Annotated in this window: 13 protein-coding genes; 8 read left to right on the top strand and 5 right to left on the bottom strand. The window is 67.8% G+C overall.

Annotation, left to right across the window (positions count from 1 at the left end; translation table 11 throughout):
- Positions 1 to 11: 11 nt before the first annotated feature.
- Together ABN028_RS31265 and ABN028_RS31260 are read right to left on the bottom strand one after the other, a co-directional pair.
- Positions 12 to 1,985, bottom strand: coding sequence for an ABC transporter substrate-binding protein (locus ABN028_RS31265; RefSeq protein ID WP_349699101.1), 1,974 nt, complete (start codon positions 1,983 to 1,985; stop codon positions 12 to 14).
- 62 nt (positions 1,986 to 2,047) lie between these two features.
- Positions 2,048 to 2,842, bottom strand: a complete 795-nt coding sequence (locus ABN028_RS31260; protein ID WP_349329978.1) for a phytanoyl-CoA dioxygenase family protein — start codon at positions 2,840 to 2,842, stop codon at positions 2,048 to 2,050.
- 158 nt (positions 2,843 to 3,000) lie between these two features.
- On the opposite strand from ABN028_RS31260, the gene ABN028_RS31255 reads away from it, so the two are divergent.
- The 5 genes from ABN028_RS31255 to cydC all read left to right on the top strand — a co-directional run bounded on the left by ABN028_RS31255 (position 3,001) and on the right by cydC (position 9,465).
- Positions 3,001 to 3,993, top strand: a complete 993-nt coding sequence (locus ABN028_RS31255; RefSeq protein ID WP_349329977.1) for an AraC family transcriptional regulator — start codon at positions 3,001 to 3,003, stop codon at positions 3,991 to 3,993.
- Between the two features lie 11 nt (positions 3,994 to 4,004).
- Entirely contained in the window at positions 4,005 to 5,252 is a 1,248-nt protein-coding gene (locus ABN028_RS31250) for a GNAT family N-acetyltransferase (RefSeq protein ID WP_349699100.1), read from the top strand.
- Positions 5,253 to 5,371: 119 nt separating this feature from the next.
- On the top strand, positions 5,372 to 5,653 hold the full coding sequence (locus tag ABN028_RS31245; RefSeq protein ID WP_349329975.1) for a DUF8836 family protein: 282 nt from the start codon (positions 5,372 to 5,374) through the stop codon (positions 5,651 to 5,653).
- Between the two features lie 183 nt (positions 5,654 to 5,836).
- Positions 5,837 to 7,501 carry a thiol reductant ABC exporter subunit CydD gene (cydD, locus tag ABN028_RS31240; RefSeq protein WP_349329974.1) on the top strand — a complete coding sequence of 555 codons (1,665 nt, stop codon included), beginning with the start codon at positions 5,837 to 5,839 and terminating at the stop codon, positions 7,499 to 7,501.
- Positions 7,498 to 9,465 carry a thiol reductant ABC exporter subunit CydC gene (gene cydC / locus ABN028_RS31235; protein WP_349699099.1) on the top strand — a complete coding sequence of 656 codons (1,968 nt, stop codon included), beginning with the start codon at positions 7,498 to 7,500 and terminating at the stop codon, positions 9,463 to 9,465. Before cydD ends, cydC begins: the two co-directional genes overlap by 4 nt.
- Positions 9,466 to 9,694: 229 nt before the next feature.
- Here cydC and ABN028_RS31230 read toward each other — a convergent pair whose 3' ends face one another.
- A complete protein-coding gene (locus ABN028_RS31230; RefSeq protein ID WP_349329972.1) occupies positions 9,695 to 9,991 on the bottom strand; it encodes a hypothetical protein in 297 nt (98 codons plus the stop codon).
- Between the two features lie 6 nt (positions 9,992 to 9,997).
- Entirely contained in the window at positions 9,998 to 11,737 is a 1,740-nt protein-coding gene (gene ctaD / locus ABN028_RS31225; protein ID WP_349329971.1) for an aa3-type cytochrome oxidase subunit I, read from the bottom strand.
- A 215-nt stretch (positions 11,738 to 11,952) separates the two neighbouring features.
- On the opposite strand from ctaD, the gene ABN028_RS31220 reads away from it, so the two are divergent.
- The 3 genes from ABN028_RS31220 to ABN028_RS31210 all read left to right on the top strand — a co-directional run bounded on the left by ABN028_RS31220 (position 11,953) and on the right by ABN028_RS31210 (position 14,066).
- Complete coding sequence (locus ABN028_RS31220) at positions 11,953 to 12,288, top strand: DUF5302 domain-containing protein (RefSeq protein ID WP_349699098.1); 336 nt, start codon at positions 11,953 to 11,955, stop codon at positions 12,286 to 12,288.
- 28 nt (positions 12,289 to 12,316) lie between these two features.
- Positions 12,317 to 12,769 (top strand): SRPBCC family protein, encoded by a 453-nt coding sequence (locus ABN028_RS31215; protein ID WP_349699097.1) that lies wholly within the window; start codon positions 12,317 to 12,319, stop codon positions 12,767 to 12,769.
- A gap of 376 nt (positions 12,770 to 13,145) precedes the next feature.
- On the top strand, positions 13,146 to 14,066 hold the full coding sequence (locus ABN028_RS31210) for a glycosyltransferase family 2 protein (protein ID WP_349699096.1): 921 nt from the start codon (positions 13,146 to 13,148) through the stop codon (positions 14,064 to 14,066).
- Between the two features lie 22 nt (positions 14,067 to 14,088).
- Here ABN028_RS31210 and ABN028_RS31205 read toward each other — a convergent pair whose 3' ends face one another.
- On the bottom strand, positions 14,089 to 15,213 hold the full coding sequence (locus tag ABN028_RS31205) for a Gfo/Idh/MocA family protein (protein ID WP_349699095.1): 1,125 nt from the start codon (positions 15,211 to 15,213) through the stop codon (positions 14,089 to 14,091).
- Between the last annotated feature and the right edge of the window lie 42 nt (positions 15,214 to 15,255).

The following is a 15,255-nucleotide window of genomic DNA, read 5'->3' as shown; positions in this document are numbered from 1 at the left end:
AGCTCCTGTGCTCAACCGTCGATGTACCACTGCTCCATGCTGATGTTGACGACGATTCCGAACACTTCTTCCTTGACACCTTCCGGCACATTCTTGACGCGCTTGGTCCAGAACGTCGGATAGTAGGAGCGCTCGACCGGGTTGAACGTCCAGACATTGTCGCGATGGCTCTCGAGGATGCCCTCCAGGGCGGCCTTGCCCTCTGGCGAGCCGATCGTTGCGGACATGAACTGTCCGTGCAGCTCGAAAAGTTCCTTGACCTCGGGAATGGGCTCCTCGCCGTCCTCGCCCTGGGTGCTGTTCCACAAGGCCCAGAGCGGACCCCAGTAGGTTCCCGGAAGATAGTCGTCCCACCCGGCACTCGACCACATGTCATGGGCAGCCCAGAGGCCAGTCGCCTTGATCTGGTTCGCCTCCTGGCGCTCGCCGGCAACTGTCGCATCGAGCTTGCGCACCGTGGTGAAGACGCCGATCTTCTTCCAGTGTTCAGCGATGAGCTCGCTCATCGGGATGTGGTCCTCGGAAGCGTCCTGGACTTCGAACGGAATGCGGAAGCGTGTCCCGTCGGGGCCCAGCCGAAATCCGTCGCCGTCCTTCTCGGCGAGCCCCATGTCATCCAGCAGCCGGTTCGCCTCCGCCACGTCGTACTTTCCGTTGCTCGTCTGCGTGGGAATGCTGGCGAACTCACCGAGGTAGAAGTTCTCGATGATCTCCTCACGGTTGATGGCCAGGTCCAGCGCCTGCCGGAACCGCAGGTCACGTACGACCTTGCGCCACACCTTGTCGGGATGGGTCAGGTTGAGCGCGAAGCTGATCGGGAGCCGGTGCATCCGCGCCACATGCATGGTGACCTCGCCCTTGTCCGCCTTCTCCGCGATCAGCGAGATCTGCCGCAGCGACGCCCGCTCACCCAGGTAGTCGAACTCGCCGAACAACGCCCGCGAGGTCAGCGTCTCCTTGTCCTGCACCAGCTGCGAACGAAGCTCGTCGATGTAGGGCAGCTGACTCCCCGCCGAGTCGAGCTTGAAGTAGTACGGATTACGTTCGAAGCCGAACACCCCGTCGCTGGCCTTCGACATCACCCACGCCGTCAACGTCGGATGCCCCATGAACTGCTCGTTCGACACATCCAGCCAGGCGCCCATCTGCTTGGCGGTGAACAGGTTGAACCACTGGTCGGCGGGAATCGACTCCTCCTTCAGCATCTCCCGCAACTTCGCCTTGTCCGCGTACTTCTCGTGGAACTGCTCCAGGTAGTGCCTCGGCTTGATGATGTCGCCGTAACTGCGCCACTGGGCGATCCCGACCTGCGCGGGAAAAGTGCCGTACTCCGCGTCGAAGGTCAGGCTGAACGTGAAGTCGTCGATCACCTCCAACTTCGCCGGCGCATTGCTCGTACGACGGGCCGCCTGCAGATAGTCCGGGAAGATCGGCGTGATCTCCTTGTTATAAAGGACATCCTCGAACGCGAACCGCACATCCTCGGTGGTCACCGGCTCACCGTCGGACCACTTCAACCCGTCCCGCATGTGGAACGTGAACACGGTGTTGTCGTTGTTCGCCTCGTAACCGGCGACGACGTTGCCCACGAGCGTCTCGCCCTGTGCATAACCAAATCCGTTGGGTGCCCAGAGCATGGGCTCGATGTTGCCGAGGAAGACGTGCGGGTCGAAGTTCGGCAACTCCTGGGGAAGCTGGAGCGTCCCGCCGTACTTGCCCTGCGCCAGCTTGACGAACTTCTCGTCCACCAGCACGCCCGGCCGGACGACGAACGGCTCCTTCGGCAGCCGCTCCGCAAGCGGCGGCAGGTCACCGGACTTCACCCGAGCCGCGAGAACAGGCGATTCCTTGTACTGACCCGGCTTGGGGATGCCTCCTGCACCACCGCCGCCGTTCGAACCCGTGCCGTCCTGCCCGGAGCAGCCCCCCACCACGACACCGGCCGCGACAACGCCGAGAAACCTTCTGCGCGAAAGATCATGCATCGTCAAGACTCCTCCTCGGGGTCTCATGCGGCCCCATACTTCGTCCGAATCCCCGGCCGGGCTCAGCTGCGTGGGCGGGGGAACGTTTCGCCGTCGAGCGGGTCGCCCGGCCGAAGGCCCAGCGGATCGGTGACGACGTGCGGTGCGCCGGTGTACGTCGTCGCCGCGTCCATGTAGATGGACACATGCGCGAGCCTCGCCTGATCGGTGCGGTTGGGCAGCGCCATGTGCCCGGTGTAGCTGGAGTGGAACGTGCAGTCCCCGGCCCGCAACGGGACCGTCACCCTGGGAGACCAGCGCAGCGAGGGGTCGACCGTGAACAGGTCCTCCTCGTCGCGCAGGTTCTGCGGCCGGAACCCGGTCAGCCGTTGAGTTCCGGGCAGGAACGTCATGCAACCGCGTTCGGGTGGTACGTCGACCAGAGCGATCCACGCCGACACCGAGAGCCGGTCACCGGCGTGCGGCCAGTACGGCCGGTCCTGGTGGAACTCCGTCGCCACGTCGTTGTGCGGTTCCTTCACCAGCATGTGGTCGTGCCAGATGCGTACGGATGTCCCGATGAGCTGCTCGGCGACGCCCGCCACGCGGGGATGCAGCGTCAGCTCACGGATCGTGGGATCGCGTTGCCAGACGTTGACCAGCTGGGTGAAGACCCCACCTCCGGCATTGCTCTCCGAACGATGGGCTTCGAGGTACGCCTCGGCCGCGGCGCGGAACCTGTCGACCTCCGCGGGTGCGAGTACTCCACGGACTCGGACGAAACCATCCTGGCGATACGACTCGACCAACGCCGTGGGAATGGCGCCGGTGGCCGGGTCGACGTCGCCGCGTCGTACGTCCGTCTCGTCGGTGGTCATGTGAGCCTCCCAGGACCGGGTGTCGGTGCCTGCCCCCAGGCTGGCCCTCTCCCCGGTGACGCGGCTAGGCCGATCCCGACCAGCACTCGGACGATCCTGACCTCGCCGACCGGAGCCGGTCGTCCCGTCGGCATCCGAAAGCGGCGTACGATCCCTCGATGGCGTCGGCAGCCAGCGGACCCGCACCGGTCTACCGCGAGCACGACCTGTTCCGTGCCGCAGCCCTGCCGGTGCTCGCCGGCATCTACGACCTCGAGGGCGGCACCGAGATCCACGGGCACGACTTCTGCGAGATCGCCGTCGTGGGCGGAGGGACCGGCCGGCACGTGTGTGCGCAGGGAGAGGAGGAGGTACGCCGGGGAGCCGTGTTCGTCCTGCGCCCGGGCGCCTGGCACGGCTTCGTCGCCTGCGATCACCTCGTCGTCGCCAACACCTGCGTCTCCATGTCCGCGCTCCGGACGGATCTTGGCTTCCTGCGTGACGATCCGGGCGTCCGGGACCTGTTGTGGACCGGACCGCTGGCCACCGGGAGCCACGGCGTTCTGCGGAGGAGGATCAGTGCCACCGACGCCGACGACACGATCGCCGAGATCGACCTCCTGCGGCAGCGGCTGGCCGCGCCTCCCACGTCCCCACCAGCGCACCGGATCGTGCTGCTCGGACAGTTGCTCGGCGTGCTCGGCCGGATCGCGGGCGGTGTAGCGGGCATGGACGCCGGTGCGGACGGCGACCCGTCGGCGCGGGCCGCCGGTACGGTCCACCCCGCGGTCGCCGCCGCATGCGCGCACCTCGACACCGAGCCCGAGCATCCCTGGCAGGTGGCGGATCTGGCCCGGCTGGTGAGCCTGGATCCGACATATCTCACGAGGCTTTTCCGGCGACATGTCGGGCTGTCACCGATCGCGTACCTCTCGCGGCTGCGGGCGGAGAATGCGGCAGGAATGCTGGCCCGGACAACGCTGCCGGTGGCCCGGGTGGGTGCCCTCGTGGGTTGGCCGGATCCGACGTACTTCGCCCGCCGGTTCCGGTCCCTCGTCGGGCTCACCCCGACCGCGTATCGCCGCCACCTTTCCCTCTCGACCGACACCCACGAGGCTCCGCGCGTCGTCGGAGGTTTTCCCGGCGCGAAGCGATCCCACAGCTCGGAGTAACGTGCCGGCTCGTGACAGACACCTCATCGACCATCCGGCGGGTCACGGGCGAGGACCTGCTCGCCACCGCGTACCCCCTGCAGGACTACGCCTTCGGCGCCACCCCGGTGGCCGCCGCGCCCCAGGCCGACGGCTGGCGGCGGTCTCTGGCCTACCGCGAGGACAACGTGACGCTGGTGTCGTTCACCGGCGCCGAGGCCTCCGCCACCGCGGTGGGGATCCCGATGCGCCAGCACGTCCGCGGCCGGACGCTCCCCATGCTCGGTGTGAGTGGTGTGGCGACGCATCCCGCGGCCCGGCGGCAGGGGCATGTCGCCCGCCTGCTCACCAGGCTGCACGGCGAGATGCGCGACAGCGGACACGTGGTCAGCACCCTCTATCCGTACCGGATGTCGTTCTACGAACGCGCGGGCTACGTCGGCTTCCCCAAGCCGCGCAGCATCCGGCTCTTCCCTGACGGACTCCACCGGATCCGCCACGCGGAGGTGCCGGGGGGCGAGCTGAGTCTGCACCGGATCGGTGCCGCGTTCGACGACTACCACCGCTTCATCGAACAACTGCTCGGCGAGCGCCACGGCTTCTCGGTGCCCCCTCGCCGTAGCGTCACCGAGCTTCGCGACTCGGACAGCCACTGGGTGATCCTCGCCCGCCAGGACGACGAGGTGGTCGGCGCGCTCCTCTACCGTACGAACGGATTCGGCCACGAGTTGCAGGGTTCCCGGTTCCTCAGCCGCGGTCTGGCCGGTCGGGTGTTGCTGCTGCAGTGGTTGGGGCTGCACGCCGAGCAGTACTCCGCTTTCACCTTCGAACTGCCGCCGGACGGCCGGCCGGACCTGTGGTACACCGACATCCGCTACACCGACGAGACCAAGATCGCCAGCCCGCTCCACAGTGCACCGATGGGCCGGGTGCTGTCCGTCGAAGGGCTCGCCGGGATCTCGGTCGGCTCCTCACGCGTGCGGGTCGAGGTCGTCGACGATCCGTTCGTCGCGGGGACGTGGCTGCTCGACGGTACGACAAGCGAGTTGGAGGTCAGCTCCGAGCCGACCCGATCCGGCGGCGCAGGCTCGGGTTCCGGCGCGGGCTCGGGGCCACCCACCGCGACGCTGACGTCCCACGGCCTGGCCGCGCTCGTCTACGGCGTACTCGATCCGGCGGAGGTCGCGCTGCAGGGCTACGGAAAGATCGACACCGAAGCGGCCCAGGCCCTGCGCACGCTGTTTCCCCCAGCGACGCCGTACCTCTTCGCGAGCTTCTGACCGGCGACAGCGCCCGACGGCCCACGGCGCCAGTCAGGTGATGGTCGCAGGTCGTCCGAGTCCGGCGGAACGTCCACGATTCCCAGACGCCGGCCCGGTTGATGGACGACGATCGACGTATGAAGGGCGACCGGGTCGAGATCGTGATCGATGCCGGTGGCGAGACGCGGACCTACGAGGTGATCGCCACCCGGATGGGCCGGCGCGTCGAGATCACGACCGGCCGGGGAATTATCGAGGTGAGCGAGGTGACGAGAGGCGGCACCCCCGTCCGCACCGCGCGATTCATGGCCAGCCGGGTGCTCGCCCTGGTCGAACATCCCGCCTCCCGTGTACGCCTCACCGACGACGAGGTGCCCACCCAGCGCCAGCCACCGCGAGACGGACCGCCGTTCCGATGATCGTGATCGTGTCCGTGATCAGGCCCCCCACCGCGCGACCATGAGCGTGCCCGACGCATGAGCCTGACCGCCGCGCGACTCGCGGGGAGGCTCCACCATGGCCGCCGTGTGATCAACGATCCGCGGGAATACCCTTATGTCCCTCATGTCTGCCTTGTCGCGCCCTGACGTCCGGTCCTGCTGATGCAGGCGTTCGATCGACGTCTGCTGCGCTACGCCCGCGCCACGCGTGGCTACCTCACCTCCATGGTGGCGATCGGGATCACCCAGGCGAGCCTCATCCTTGCGCAGGCGTACGTGCTCGCGACCGTCCTCGTGCTGGCGTTCGAACAGCAGCGGGACCTCACGGCACTCGCCGTACCCCTCGTGATTCTCCTTCTCACGATCTGCGCCCGCGCGTTGCTGGCGTGGGCGGCTGAGGTAGCCGCGCACCGGACCTCGACCGCTGTCAAGCAGGAGCTGCGCCAACACCTGTTACACCATGTCGTACGCCTCGGGCCGCGCTGGCTGGCAGGCGAGCGGAGCGGTGAGCTGGCGAGTCTTACGACGCGCGGGATCGACGCGCTGGACTCGTACTTCTCGCGCTACCTTCCGCAGCTCGTTCTGGCCGGGCTGATACCCGTCGCGGTGATCGCCATGCTGGCCGGTACGGATCGGGCGAGTGCGCTCGTCGTGATCGTGACCGTGCCGCTGATCCCGGCGTTCATGGTGCTGGTCGGCGTCGCCACCCGCCGCCGGGTGAATCGGCAGTGGGACGCCCTGCAGGCACTTGCGCACCATTTCCTCGACATCCTGTCCGGGTTGGGCACGCTCAAGGCCTTCGGCAGGTCCAGGGCGCAGTCGACGATCATCGCCCGTCTCGCCGACCAGCAGCGCCGGGCGAGCCTCTCGACCATGAGGGTGGCGTTCCTGACGTCGCTGGCACTGGAGCTCACCGCCGCGTTGTCGTTCGTCGTCGTGGCGGTCGCGATCGCCGTGCGGGTCGCCGGGGGCGAGCTCGACCTGCGGACGGCACTCTTCGTCCTGCTGCTGGTGCCGGAGGCGTACTGGCCGCTGCGACAAGGCGCCGCGCACTATCACGCCAGCGCCGAAGGTCTCAGCGCCGCTGCGGACATGTTCAGCGTCCTGGAACAACCGGTCCCGGGGCCGAGCCTCACCGCCGATCGACCGCGCGCCGGCCACTACCACCAGCCGGTACCCGATCCGCGTACCGCAGCGATCCGGCTCGACGACGTCACCGTCCTCGGCAGCGATCGGGCGCACCCACCGCTCGAGGACCTGTCGGTGGAGCTGGCGCCAGGCCAGGTCACCGGTCTCGTGGCGCCAAGTGGGGCGGGCAAGTCGACCGTGCTCGCTTTGCTGCTCGGCTTCGTTCGTCCCGACCATGGCCGGGTCCTTGTCGACGACATCGATCTCGCGACGCTCGACGCCGACGCCTGGCGAAGCCGGATCGGGTGGCTCCCGCAGGATCCGGTGCTGTTCGCCGGTACGGTCGCCGACAACATCGCCCTCCGCGACCCGCACGCCGACGCCGACGCCATCGCCCGGGCGGCCAGGTCGGCCGCGGTCGACGTCTCGATGACGCTGGAGATCGGTGAACGCGGGCTCGGCCTGTCCGCCGGTCAGCGCCGCCGGGTCGCGCTGGCCCGCGCGTTGTTGCGCGACGCACCCCTGCTGCTGCTCGACGAGCCGACCGAAGGTGTCGATCCCGAGACCGAGACCGCGTTGCTCCAGGCTCTTCCCGCGGTCCTCACCGGACGTACGGTCATCCTCGTCACCCACCGGCCCGGCCTGCTGCGGTTGTGCCATCACGTCGTACGCCTTGATCGGCTGGGAGTGCCCGCATGACCCACTGGCGCGACGACACTGCGGGGGACGACACTGCGGGCGTTGACGCTGCGGGCGACGGCGTTGCGGACTTTGACGCCCCTGACCTCGATGCTGACGCCGCCGACGACCGCGGGTCAGCCGGCCGCCGCGCAAGCTCCGACCGCCGGGCGACGGGTCGGCGGCCGAGCTCCGTCCGCTGGCTGGTCCGCGCCGCTCGACCGGAACTGCTGCGCCTGTGCTGTGCGGCGGTCCTGGGCTCGGCCGCGTTGGGCTGCGCGATCGGGCTCGCGGCGACGTCGGCCTATCTGGTGTCCCGGGCAGCGCAGCAGCCGCCGATCGTGACCCTCACGGTGGCCATCGTCTGCGTACGCGCGTTCGGCCTCAGCCGTGGCGTACTCCGCTACGTCGAACGTCTGATCAGCCACGACGCCGCGTTCCGGGTGATGGCCCGCACGCGGGTCCGGGTGTACGACGACCTGGAGCTGGCCGCACCGGCTGGCCTTGGCCGGCTGCACAGCGGGGACGCACTCGGGCGGCTCGTCCACGACGTCGATGCCGTCCAGGACCTGCTGGTTCGCGGCCTGCTGCCGATCGGCGTGGCCGTGATCAGCGGTACGGCAGCCACGGTCGGGCTCGGTTACTTCCTTCCCGCCGGCGGTGCGGTCCTTGCTGCCGGCCTCCTCTTCGCCGGTGTCGTCACGCCACTGGTGGCGCTCAGGGCCGCGAAGGTCGCTGATCGGCGGGTGGCGCCGGCGCGGGGAACGCTCACCAGTTCGGTCGTCGAACTCCTCAGCGGGCTGGCCGACCTGACCGCCCACAGTGCCGCTCATCGCTGGCTCGAACGCCTCGACGCCGAAGACAGCGAGCTCACCCTGCGGGCGAAGCGGACGGCGGCGTCGGCCAGCGCGGCTGCCGCCATGACGACGGCAGCCGCCGGCCTGACGGTGCTCGGCGAGCTGGTGGTGGGCATCCCCGCGGTCCGGTCCGGCGAGGTGTCCGGCGTCCTCCTTCCCGTGCTGGCGCTGACCGCGCTCGCGGCGTTCGAGGTGGCAACTCCGTTGCCGATGGCGTTCCACCAGCTCGCCCGCGGACTACGGGCGGTCGACCGGCTCCGCGCCCTCGCCGACCTGCCGAGGCCATCGACGGATGACGGCCACCTGCCGGCGCCCGTCGGATCGTTGACGCTCGAGATCCGTGACCTGGCAGTGCGGTGGCCGGGGGCGGCAGCGCCCACGCTGTACGAGATCGACCTGACGCTCGAACCAGGCAAACGGGTGGCGATCGTCGGCGAGAGCGGCGCCGGTAAGAGCACGCTCGTCACGGCGATCCTGGGGTTCCTGCCACCAGAGACGGGGAGCATCCAGGTCGTCGGTGCCGGTGGCGAAAGCGTCGATCTGGCGGCGCTTGACGACGGAGCACGTCGAAACGCGATCGCCGCGTGCGCGCAGGATGCGCATCTGTTCGACGCGACGATCCGCAACAACCTGCTGCTCGGCCGTCCTGACGCGACCGAGGAGCAGCTGTCGGAGGCGTTGGAGCGGGCCCGGATGTGGCGGTGGGTCGGTCGGCTTCCCCTGGGCCTCGACACCCCGGTGGGTGAACGGGGCGTACGACTCTCCGGCGGCGAACGCCAGCGCCTCGCCCTCGCGCGGACGCTCCTCGCCGATCCGGCCATCCTGTTGCTGGACGAGCCCACCGCACACGTCGACGACGCCACGGCGTCCGCGCTGATGCGGGATCTGCTGGTGGCCACGCAGGGACGGACGACTCTGCTGGTCACGCACCGGCTGGCCGGGCTCAGCGTGGTGGACGAGATCATCGTGTTGGCGGGCGGACGGGTGGTCCAGCGAGGAGCCCCGACCGATCTGATCCATGCCAGCGGGCCCTACCGGCGCATGTGGCTGCGCTCGGCCGCCAAGGACGCGCCCAACGAACACGCGGCGACGATGCAGATCTCGCTTCCTCCGCGCATCCGGTCCTGACCTCTCATCCGAGTCATCCGAGCCGAGCCGTGATACCGGGCCCCGGCCCCACGCCAGGGCTACCGGGTGGCTGCGGAATGATCGGACAGACATGAATATCCCCACGATGCACGGTGGGTTCACCGTGCATCGTGGGGAATCTACGCGTGTTGCTGGCGGGTCCGGGCCGTTCGATCGCGGGGTTCGGTTCGCTCCGCGTCGGATCGATGTCCGTACGCACTCACCAGCGTCAGCTGGTGAGGTACATCTCGAAGGCTTCCCTCGCCAGCTGCGACACGGTCTTGCCGTCTCTGGCCGCGCGCTCCTCCGCCTGCGCGCGCAACGACGGCGGCGCCCGGAACGTTACCTGCGGCGACCTGCCCTGTCCCCCCAAGGACGGACGTCCCCGTCCGGCCTTCACGACGTTCGCTTGCCCGTCGGCATCGGCGCGCTGGCCCGGGATGCAGGCGGCCGAACCGTCCGCGGCGGCACCCTGCGGCGCGGATTCGACGTCAGGCGACACATCGAGCGTGTAGTTCTGCTCCATCGGTTGCTACTCCTCTTCCCTCTTCGAAAGGCCCCAGGAATTGCCAGCATCTCGTTCTGGTGTGCTCCTACCGTTGTATTGCTCCAATTCGAGTCGCGTAATCTCCGGGTGATGAACTTCGAATGCGGGGCTATCTGACCGGATGCGCGGCATCGACGTGAAGTTGTGCCGTGGCGGCGGACATGACGTCGCCCACTCGAGCGAGCGCCCCCAGCCCCATGGGTCGTCGACTCCCACCAGCGGGTTCCGCCGGGAGAGGACGACGTTGAGCAGGAAGGGCAGAGTCGACATGCCGAGCAGGAACGCACCCACCGACGAGATGATGTTGAGCGTCGTGAAACCGTCCCCCGGCAGGTAGTCGACGTACCTTCTCGGCATTCCCTCCGCGCCCAGCCAGTGCTGGACCAGGAATGTCGTATGAAAGCCAACGAACAATGTCCAGAAATGCACCTTGCCGAGCGTTTCGTCGAGCATCCGGCCGGTCATCTTGGGCCACCAGAAGTAGAAGCCCGCGAACATAGCGAACACGACAGTGCCAAACACGACATAGTGGAAGTGACCGACCACGAAGTAGGTGTCGGTGACGGTGAAGTCCATCGGCGGCGACGCCAGGATCACTCCGGTCATCCCGCCGAACAGGAACGTCACCAGGAAGCCGACCGACCAGAGCATGGGGGTCTCGAAGGTCATCGACCCACGCCACATCGTGCCGATCCAGTTGAAGAACTTGATTCCGGTCGGAACGGCGATGAGGAAGCTCAACAGCGAGAAGAACGGCAGGTAGACGCTGCCCGTGGCGAACATGTGATGTGCCCACACGGTCATCGACAGCAACGCGATGGCGATCGTCGCCGCGACCATGCCGGAGTACCCGAAGAGGGGTTTGCGACTGAACACCGGAATCACTTCGGTCACGATGCCGAAGAACGGCAACGCGATGATGTAGACCTCGGGATGGCCGAAGAACCAGAACAGGTGCTGCCACAGGATCGGCCCGCCGGTCGCGGCATCGAAGACGTGGGCGCCGAGTCGCCGGTCAGCCTCGAGTTCGAGCAGCGCTCCAGCGAGGATCGGGAACGCCATGATGACCATCACGCTGGTGATCAACGTGTTCCAGGTGAAGATCGGCATTCGGAACATCGTCATGCCGGGCGCACGCAGGCACATGATCGTCGTGATGAAGTTGACGCCACCAAGGATCGTGCCGAGCCCGGCGAGATAGAGACCCATCACCCACAGGTCCGCGCCGATGGTCGGCGAATGGACGACACTGTTGAGGGTGGCGTAGCCGGTCCACCCGAAACTCGCTGCGCCGTTCGGGGTGATGAATCCTGCCAGGACGATCAGCCCACCGAACAGGAACATCCAGTAGCTGAGCATGTTCAGTCGCGGGAACGCCACATCGGGTGCGCCGATCTGCAGCGGCATGATGACGTTGGCGAACCCGACGAACAGCGGTGTGGCGAACAGCAACAGCATGATCGTGCCGTGCATGGTGAAGAGCTGGTTGTAGATCTCCGGGCCCTTGACCGTGCCGAGAACCTGCATACCGGGCACCGCGAGCTCCGCCCGCATCAACATCGCCATCAGGCCGGCGACGAGAAAGAACGAGAACGACGTCGCGAGATAGAGCTTTCCGATGACCTTGTGGTCGGTGGAGGTGATCCAGCTGACGACGATCGCGCCCAACGAACGCCCCGAAGGCGTTACTGGCGCCTCGTGCGCTGGCGATCGAACTGTCGCCACCGAAGATCCCCCGCCCTTCGATTACGGGGGAATGCTTGCCCGCAGGGCAAAAAACCAAACGCGGGTGAAGTAACGATTTCCAGTGTGCCCCGAGAAGCCGGCCGCGAAGGTGACCGAGCGGGTTCAGTCCCCCTGGCGTAGGCACAGCCCGGCGCGGGCACGCGGTCGGGGGTATCGGGTTCGCATCCCGGGCCGAAGCATGCCAGGCTGTACGTATGGCCGGCCAAGATCAGAAGCGTGGCAGCGCCTCCAAGGCAGCTGCGCAGGCGCCCAAGGACTCCGCAACCCCGGAGCCAGTCGCCGAGTCCGATCCCGACTCCGCGGCGGAGGCTTCGGCTGCTGGCGCGGGCGACGCGGGGTCCGCGGACGCGGGGTCCGCGGACCCGAGCGACGACGTACGCCGCAAGTTCCGCGAGAGCCTGCAGCGCAAGCAGAAGCAGCAGGGCGAACACCGCTCCGCCGACGGCAGTGGCAAGGGCGGCTCGAAGGTGCACGACGGTTTCGGTCCGACGACCGGGCGCCGCTCGTTCCGCCGCAAGAGCGGCAGCTGAGCCAGACGGTACATGTACCATTTGGTACATGGGTCGTCATGAGATCGACGTTCGCGCGCACTCCACCGCCCCGCCCGCCGTGGTCTACGCACTCCTCACCGACGGTGCGAGTTGGCCACACTGGTCGCCCATGGTGACGTTCGGACTGGAACAGCCCGGCGACGGCGGCGGCGAGGAGGTGGGCGCCATCCGGGTCTTCCGCAGCAGGTGGGCAGTTTCGCGGGAACGAGTCGTGGAACTACGGCCGGATCGCCGGCTCTCCTACACCCTGCTGAGCGGGATACCGGTCCGCGACTACCGCGCGGATGTCGATCTCGAACAGAGCGACGACGGTACGACCATTCGTTGGCATTCGACTTTCGATGCCAAGGTGCCGGGAACCGGCTGGTTCTATCGCCGGATCCTCGGCGGCTTTGTCAGGGCATGCGCCCAGGGCCTGGCCGATCACGCCGGCGCCCTGCACAAATCAGCATCGGCGTAGATCGGTTCGCGAGATCACCAACGCGGTCCGGCCTGGACCAGTACGCACGAGAAATCGGGAAGATTGGCGGGACCTGCGACGGGGAAACAGCCTCTACGCGGGGGTGTGGAGCTACCCATCGCTGCGCACCTCCGCGCAGCCCCTTCTTTCGTTCACGACGTTGTCAATCCGTCGTTGACAGCCCGTACTCGTACCCCATCGAAAACGGGCCAGATCGCGCACCCCCGCAGGCACTCGTGTCCGCGCGACGGAGAAGCTAACGATTCAGCTCTCATGCCGGAATGGCCCAGCGAGTTCTCCTATGGGTTCGTTACGATCCGTTGCTGGGTATTTCACCCGCATGTCATTGTTGTCGGCTTGCGCCGGCGGGGGGATCGTGAGGACATCCGGCCAGCTTCAGACCGCGCGGACGGCGGACGCCGCCACGGCAGTCCGGCTCGGCGTGGTCATTCTCACGCTCGGCGACCGGCCCGCCGAACTCGCTGCCCTGTTGCGTTCTGTCGCAGCTCAGGCCGGACCACCGATGCGGATCGTCGTCATCGGCAATGGCACTGTCCTCCCCGCCCTTCCCCCCGGCGTCGAGGGCATCGACCTACCGCGAAACCTGGGCGTGTCGGGTGGGCGCAACGCCGCGCTGTCGGCGCTGCGGTCCCGTGGCGGTGTCGACGTCGTGATGTACCTCGACGACGACGGGCTGCTGCCCGATCCGACCTCGGCCTCTCGGGTGCGTACCGCGTTCGCCACCGATCCGAGCCTCGGCATCGTCAGCTTCCGCATCGCTGACGAACAAGGCGTCACGCAGCGGCGCCACATTCCCCGCCTGCGAGCCAACGATCCGTTCCGGGCCTCCCAGGTCACGACGTTCCTCGGCGGAGGCGCCGCCGTACGCATGGCGGTGCTCGACCAGATCGGTGACTGGCCGACCGAGTACTTCTACGCCCACGAGGAGACCGACCTCGCCTGGCGCGCACTCGATGCTGGGTGGCGGATCGAGTACCGACCTGACATCGAGCTCCGACATCCGCGTACGCACCCGAGCCGGCACGCGATCTACTACCGGTTCAACGCCCGCAACCGGGTCTGGCTCGCCCGCCGCCACCTGCCGGCGATCCTGGTGCCGATCTACCTCAGCATGTGGATCGTGATCACGGTCATCCGCCGCCCGCCGCTCGCCGGCCTGCGTGCCTGGTGGGGTGGGTTCGTCGAGGGGTGGACGTCGCGCTGTGGCCGGCGCCGGCCGATCCGCTGGCGCACGGTGTGGCACATGACCAGGCTCGGCCGGCCTCCGATCGTGTGACCAGCGTTCCGTCCTACGAGCCTCAGAACGTCGTCGTGAGGTCGCAGGCCTGACCCGTCTCGGCGGAGCGGTATGCCGAGGAGATGATGTCGATGACGTGCCGGGCATGCTCGGCCGAGACCGGGGACGGCCGGTCGTCGCGTACCCAGTCGACGAGCTGCATGATGTCCTCGAAGACATGTGCCTCGTCGAGTTCGCGATGCGGGCCCACCACGTGCGGAAGCACCCACTGCCGACCGATCCATTCCGCCGAGGCCTGGTCGACGATCTCCTTGCCGGGGAACTCCAGCGCCTCGCCGTTGCGCTCCATACCGATGATCGAGCCCTCGGTGCCGAAAAAGCTGCCGTAGAAGCCCTTGTTGATCGAACCGGCCGCCGTGCCGTAGGCCATCGCGAACAGTCCGTCGCCGAAGTCGAGCAGCATCACGGTGTTGTCGTGGGCGTCGCACTGGACCGCCCTGCCCTGGAACATCCGCTCCGGAATCCGGGTGGCCGACATCGCGGTGATCCGACGCGCCGGCCCGAGGACGGACGTCAGCGCGTGCAGGGAGTACACCGTCATGTCATAGAGCGGGCCACCTCCTGGCCGGCGGAAGTACCACGACGGATCGATCGTCGAGGCACCACTGGGTTTGGTGCGCTCAGGCTCCTGTTCATGGTAGGTGCCGAAAGCGGCACCGCACGTCGCCCAGCACAGAGTCCCGATCGCGCCGCCGGCGATCAGTTCCCGCACGTGAGCATGCTGGGGCCGGAGGATCTCTCCGGGCGAAGCGACGATTCTCAGCCCGCCGGCGTGGGCGCGGTCGATGAGGTCGGTCGCCTCGGCCACGGTCGTCGTCAAGGACTTGTTGACGTGGAGGTGCTTGCCCGCGTCGAGCGCCTCCCGACACTGCTCGTAGTGCAGCCCGATAGGTGAGGCAATGGTCAGCGCGTCGACCTCGCCGCGTTCGAGGAGATCGGAATAGTCGGTGAACGCCTGGGGAATCCCGAACCGGGCGGCCACCTCGGCTGCCCGGCCTTCGGCCGGGTCACAGACGGCCTGAACACGTACGCGGCCCTGCACGTCGTCCTGGCTGAGGTGGGGCAGAATCCCTCGCTGGGCAAGGGTTCCCGCGCCGACCACGCCGATGCGTACCGGATCTGTCAACGTTCCTCCAAGTGATGCGACGCACGTGACGCTCCGCGGCCA

This window comes from Actinopolymorpha sp. B17G11, assembly GCF_040196095.1.
In the GTDB taxonomy this organism is placed as follows: Bacteria; Actinomycetota; Actinomycetes; order Propionibacteriales; family Actinopolymorphaceae; genus Thermasporomyces.
Note: the sequence above shows the minus strand (reverse complement) of the source record. Positions and strands in the feature narration are given on the sequence as shown.

Coding starts and splice junctions, on each gene's coding strand:
- ABN028_RS31265 (WP_349699101.1), bottom strand. CDS start 1,985: ATGCATGATCTTTCGCGCAGAAGGTTTCTCGGCGTTGTCGCGGCCGGT.
- ABN028_RS31260 (WP_349329978.1), bottom strand. CDS start 2,842: ATGACCACCGACGAGACGGACGTACGACGCGGCGACGTCGACCCGGCC.
- ABN028_RS31255 (WP_349329977.1), top strand. CDS start 3,001: ATGGCGTCGGCAGCCAGCGGACCCGCACCGGTCTACCGCGAGCACGAC.
- ABN028_RS31245 (WP_349329975.1), top strand. CDS start 5,372: ATGAAGGGCGACCGGGTCGAGATCGTGATCGATGCCGGTGGCGAGACG.
- cydD (WP_349329974.1), top strand. CDS start 5,837: ATGCAGGCGTTCGATCGACGTCTGCTGCGCTACGCCCGCGCCACGCGT.
- cydC (WP_349699099.1), top strand. CDS start 7,498: ATGACCCACTGGCGCGACGACACTGCGGGGGACGACACTGCGGGCGTT.
- ABN028_RS31230 (WP_349329972.1), bottom strand. CDS start 9,991: ATGGAGCAGAACTACACGCTCGATGTGTCGCCTGACGTCGAATCCGCG.
- ABN028_RS31220 (WP_349699098.1), top strand. CDS start 11,953: ATGGCCGGCCAAGATCAGAAGCGTGGCAGCGCCTCCAAGGCAGCTGCG.
- ABN028_RS31215 (WP_349699097.1), top strand. CDS start 12,317: ATGGGTCGTCATGAGATCGACGTTCGCGCGCACTCCACCGCCCCGCCC.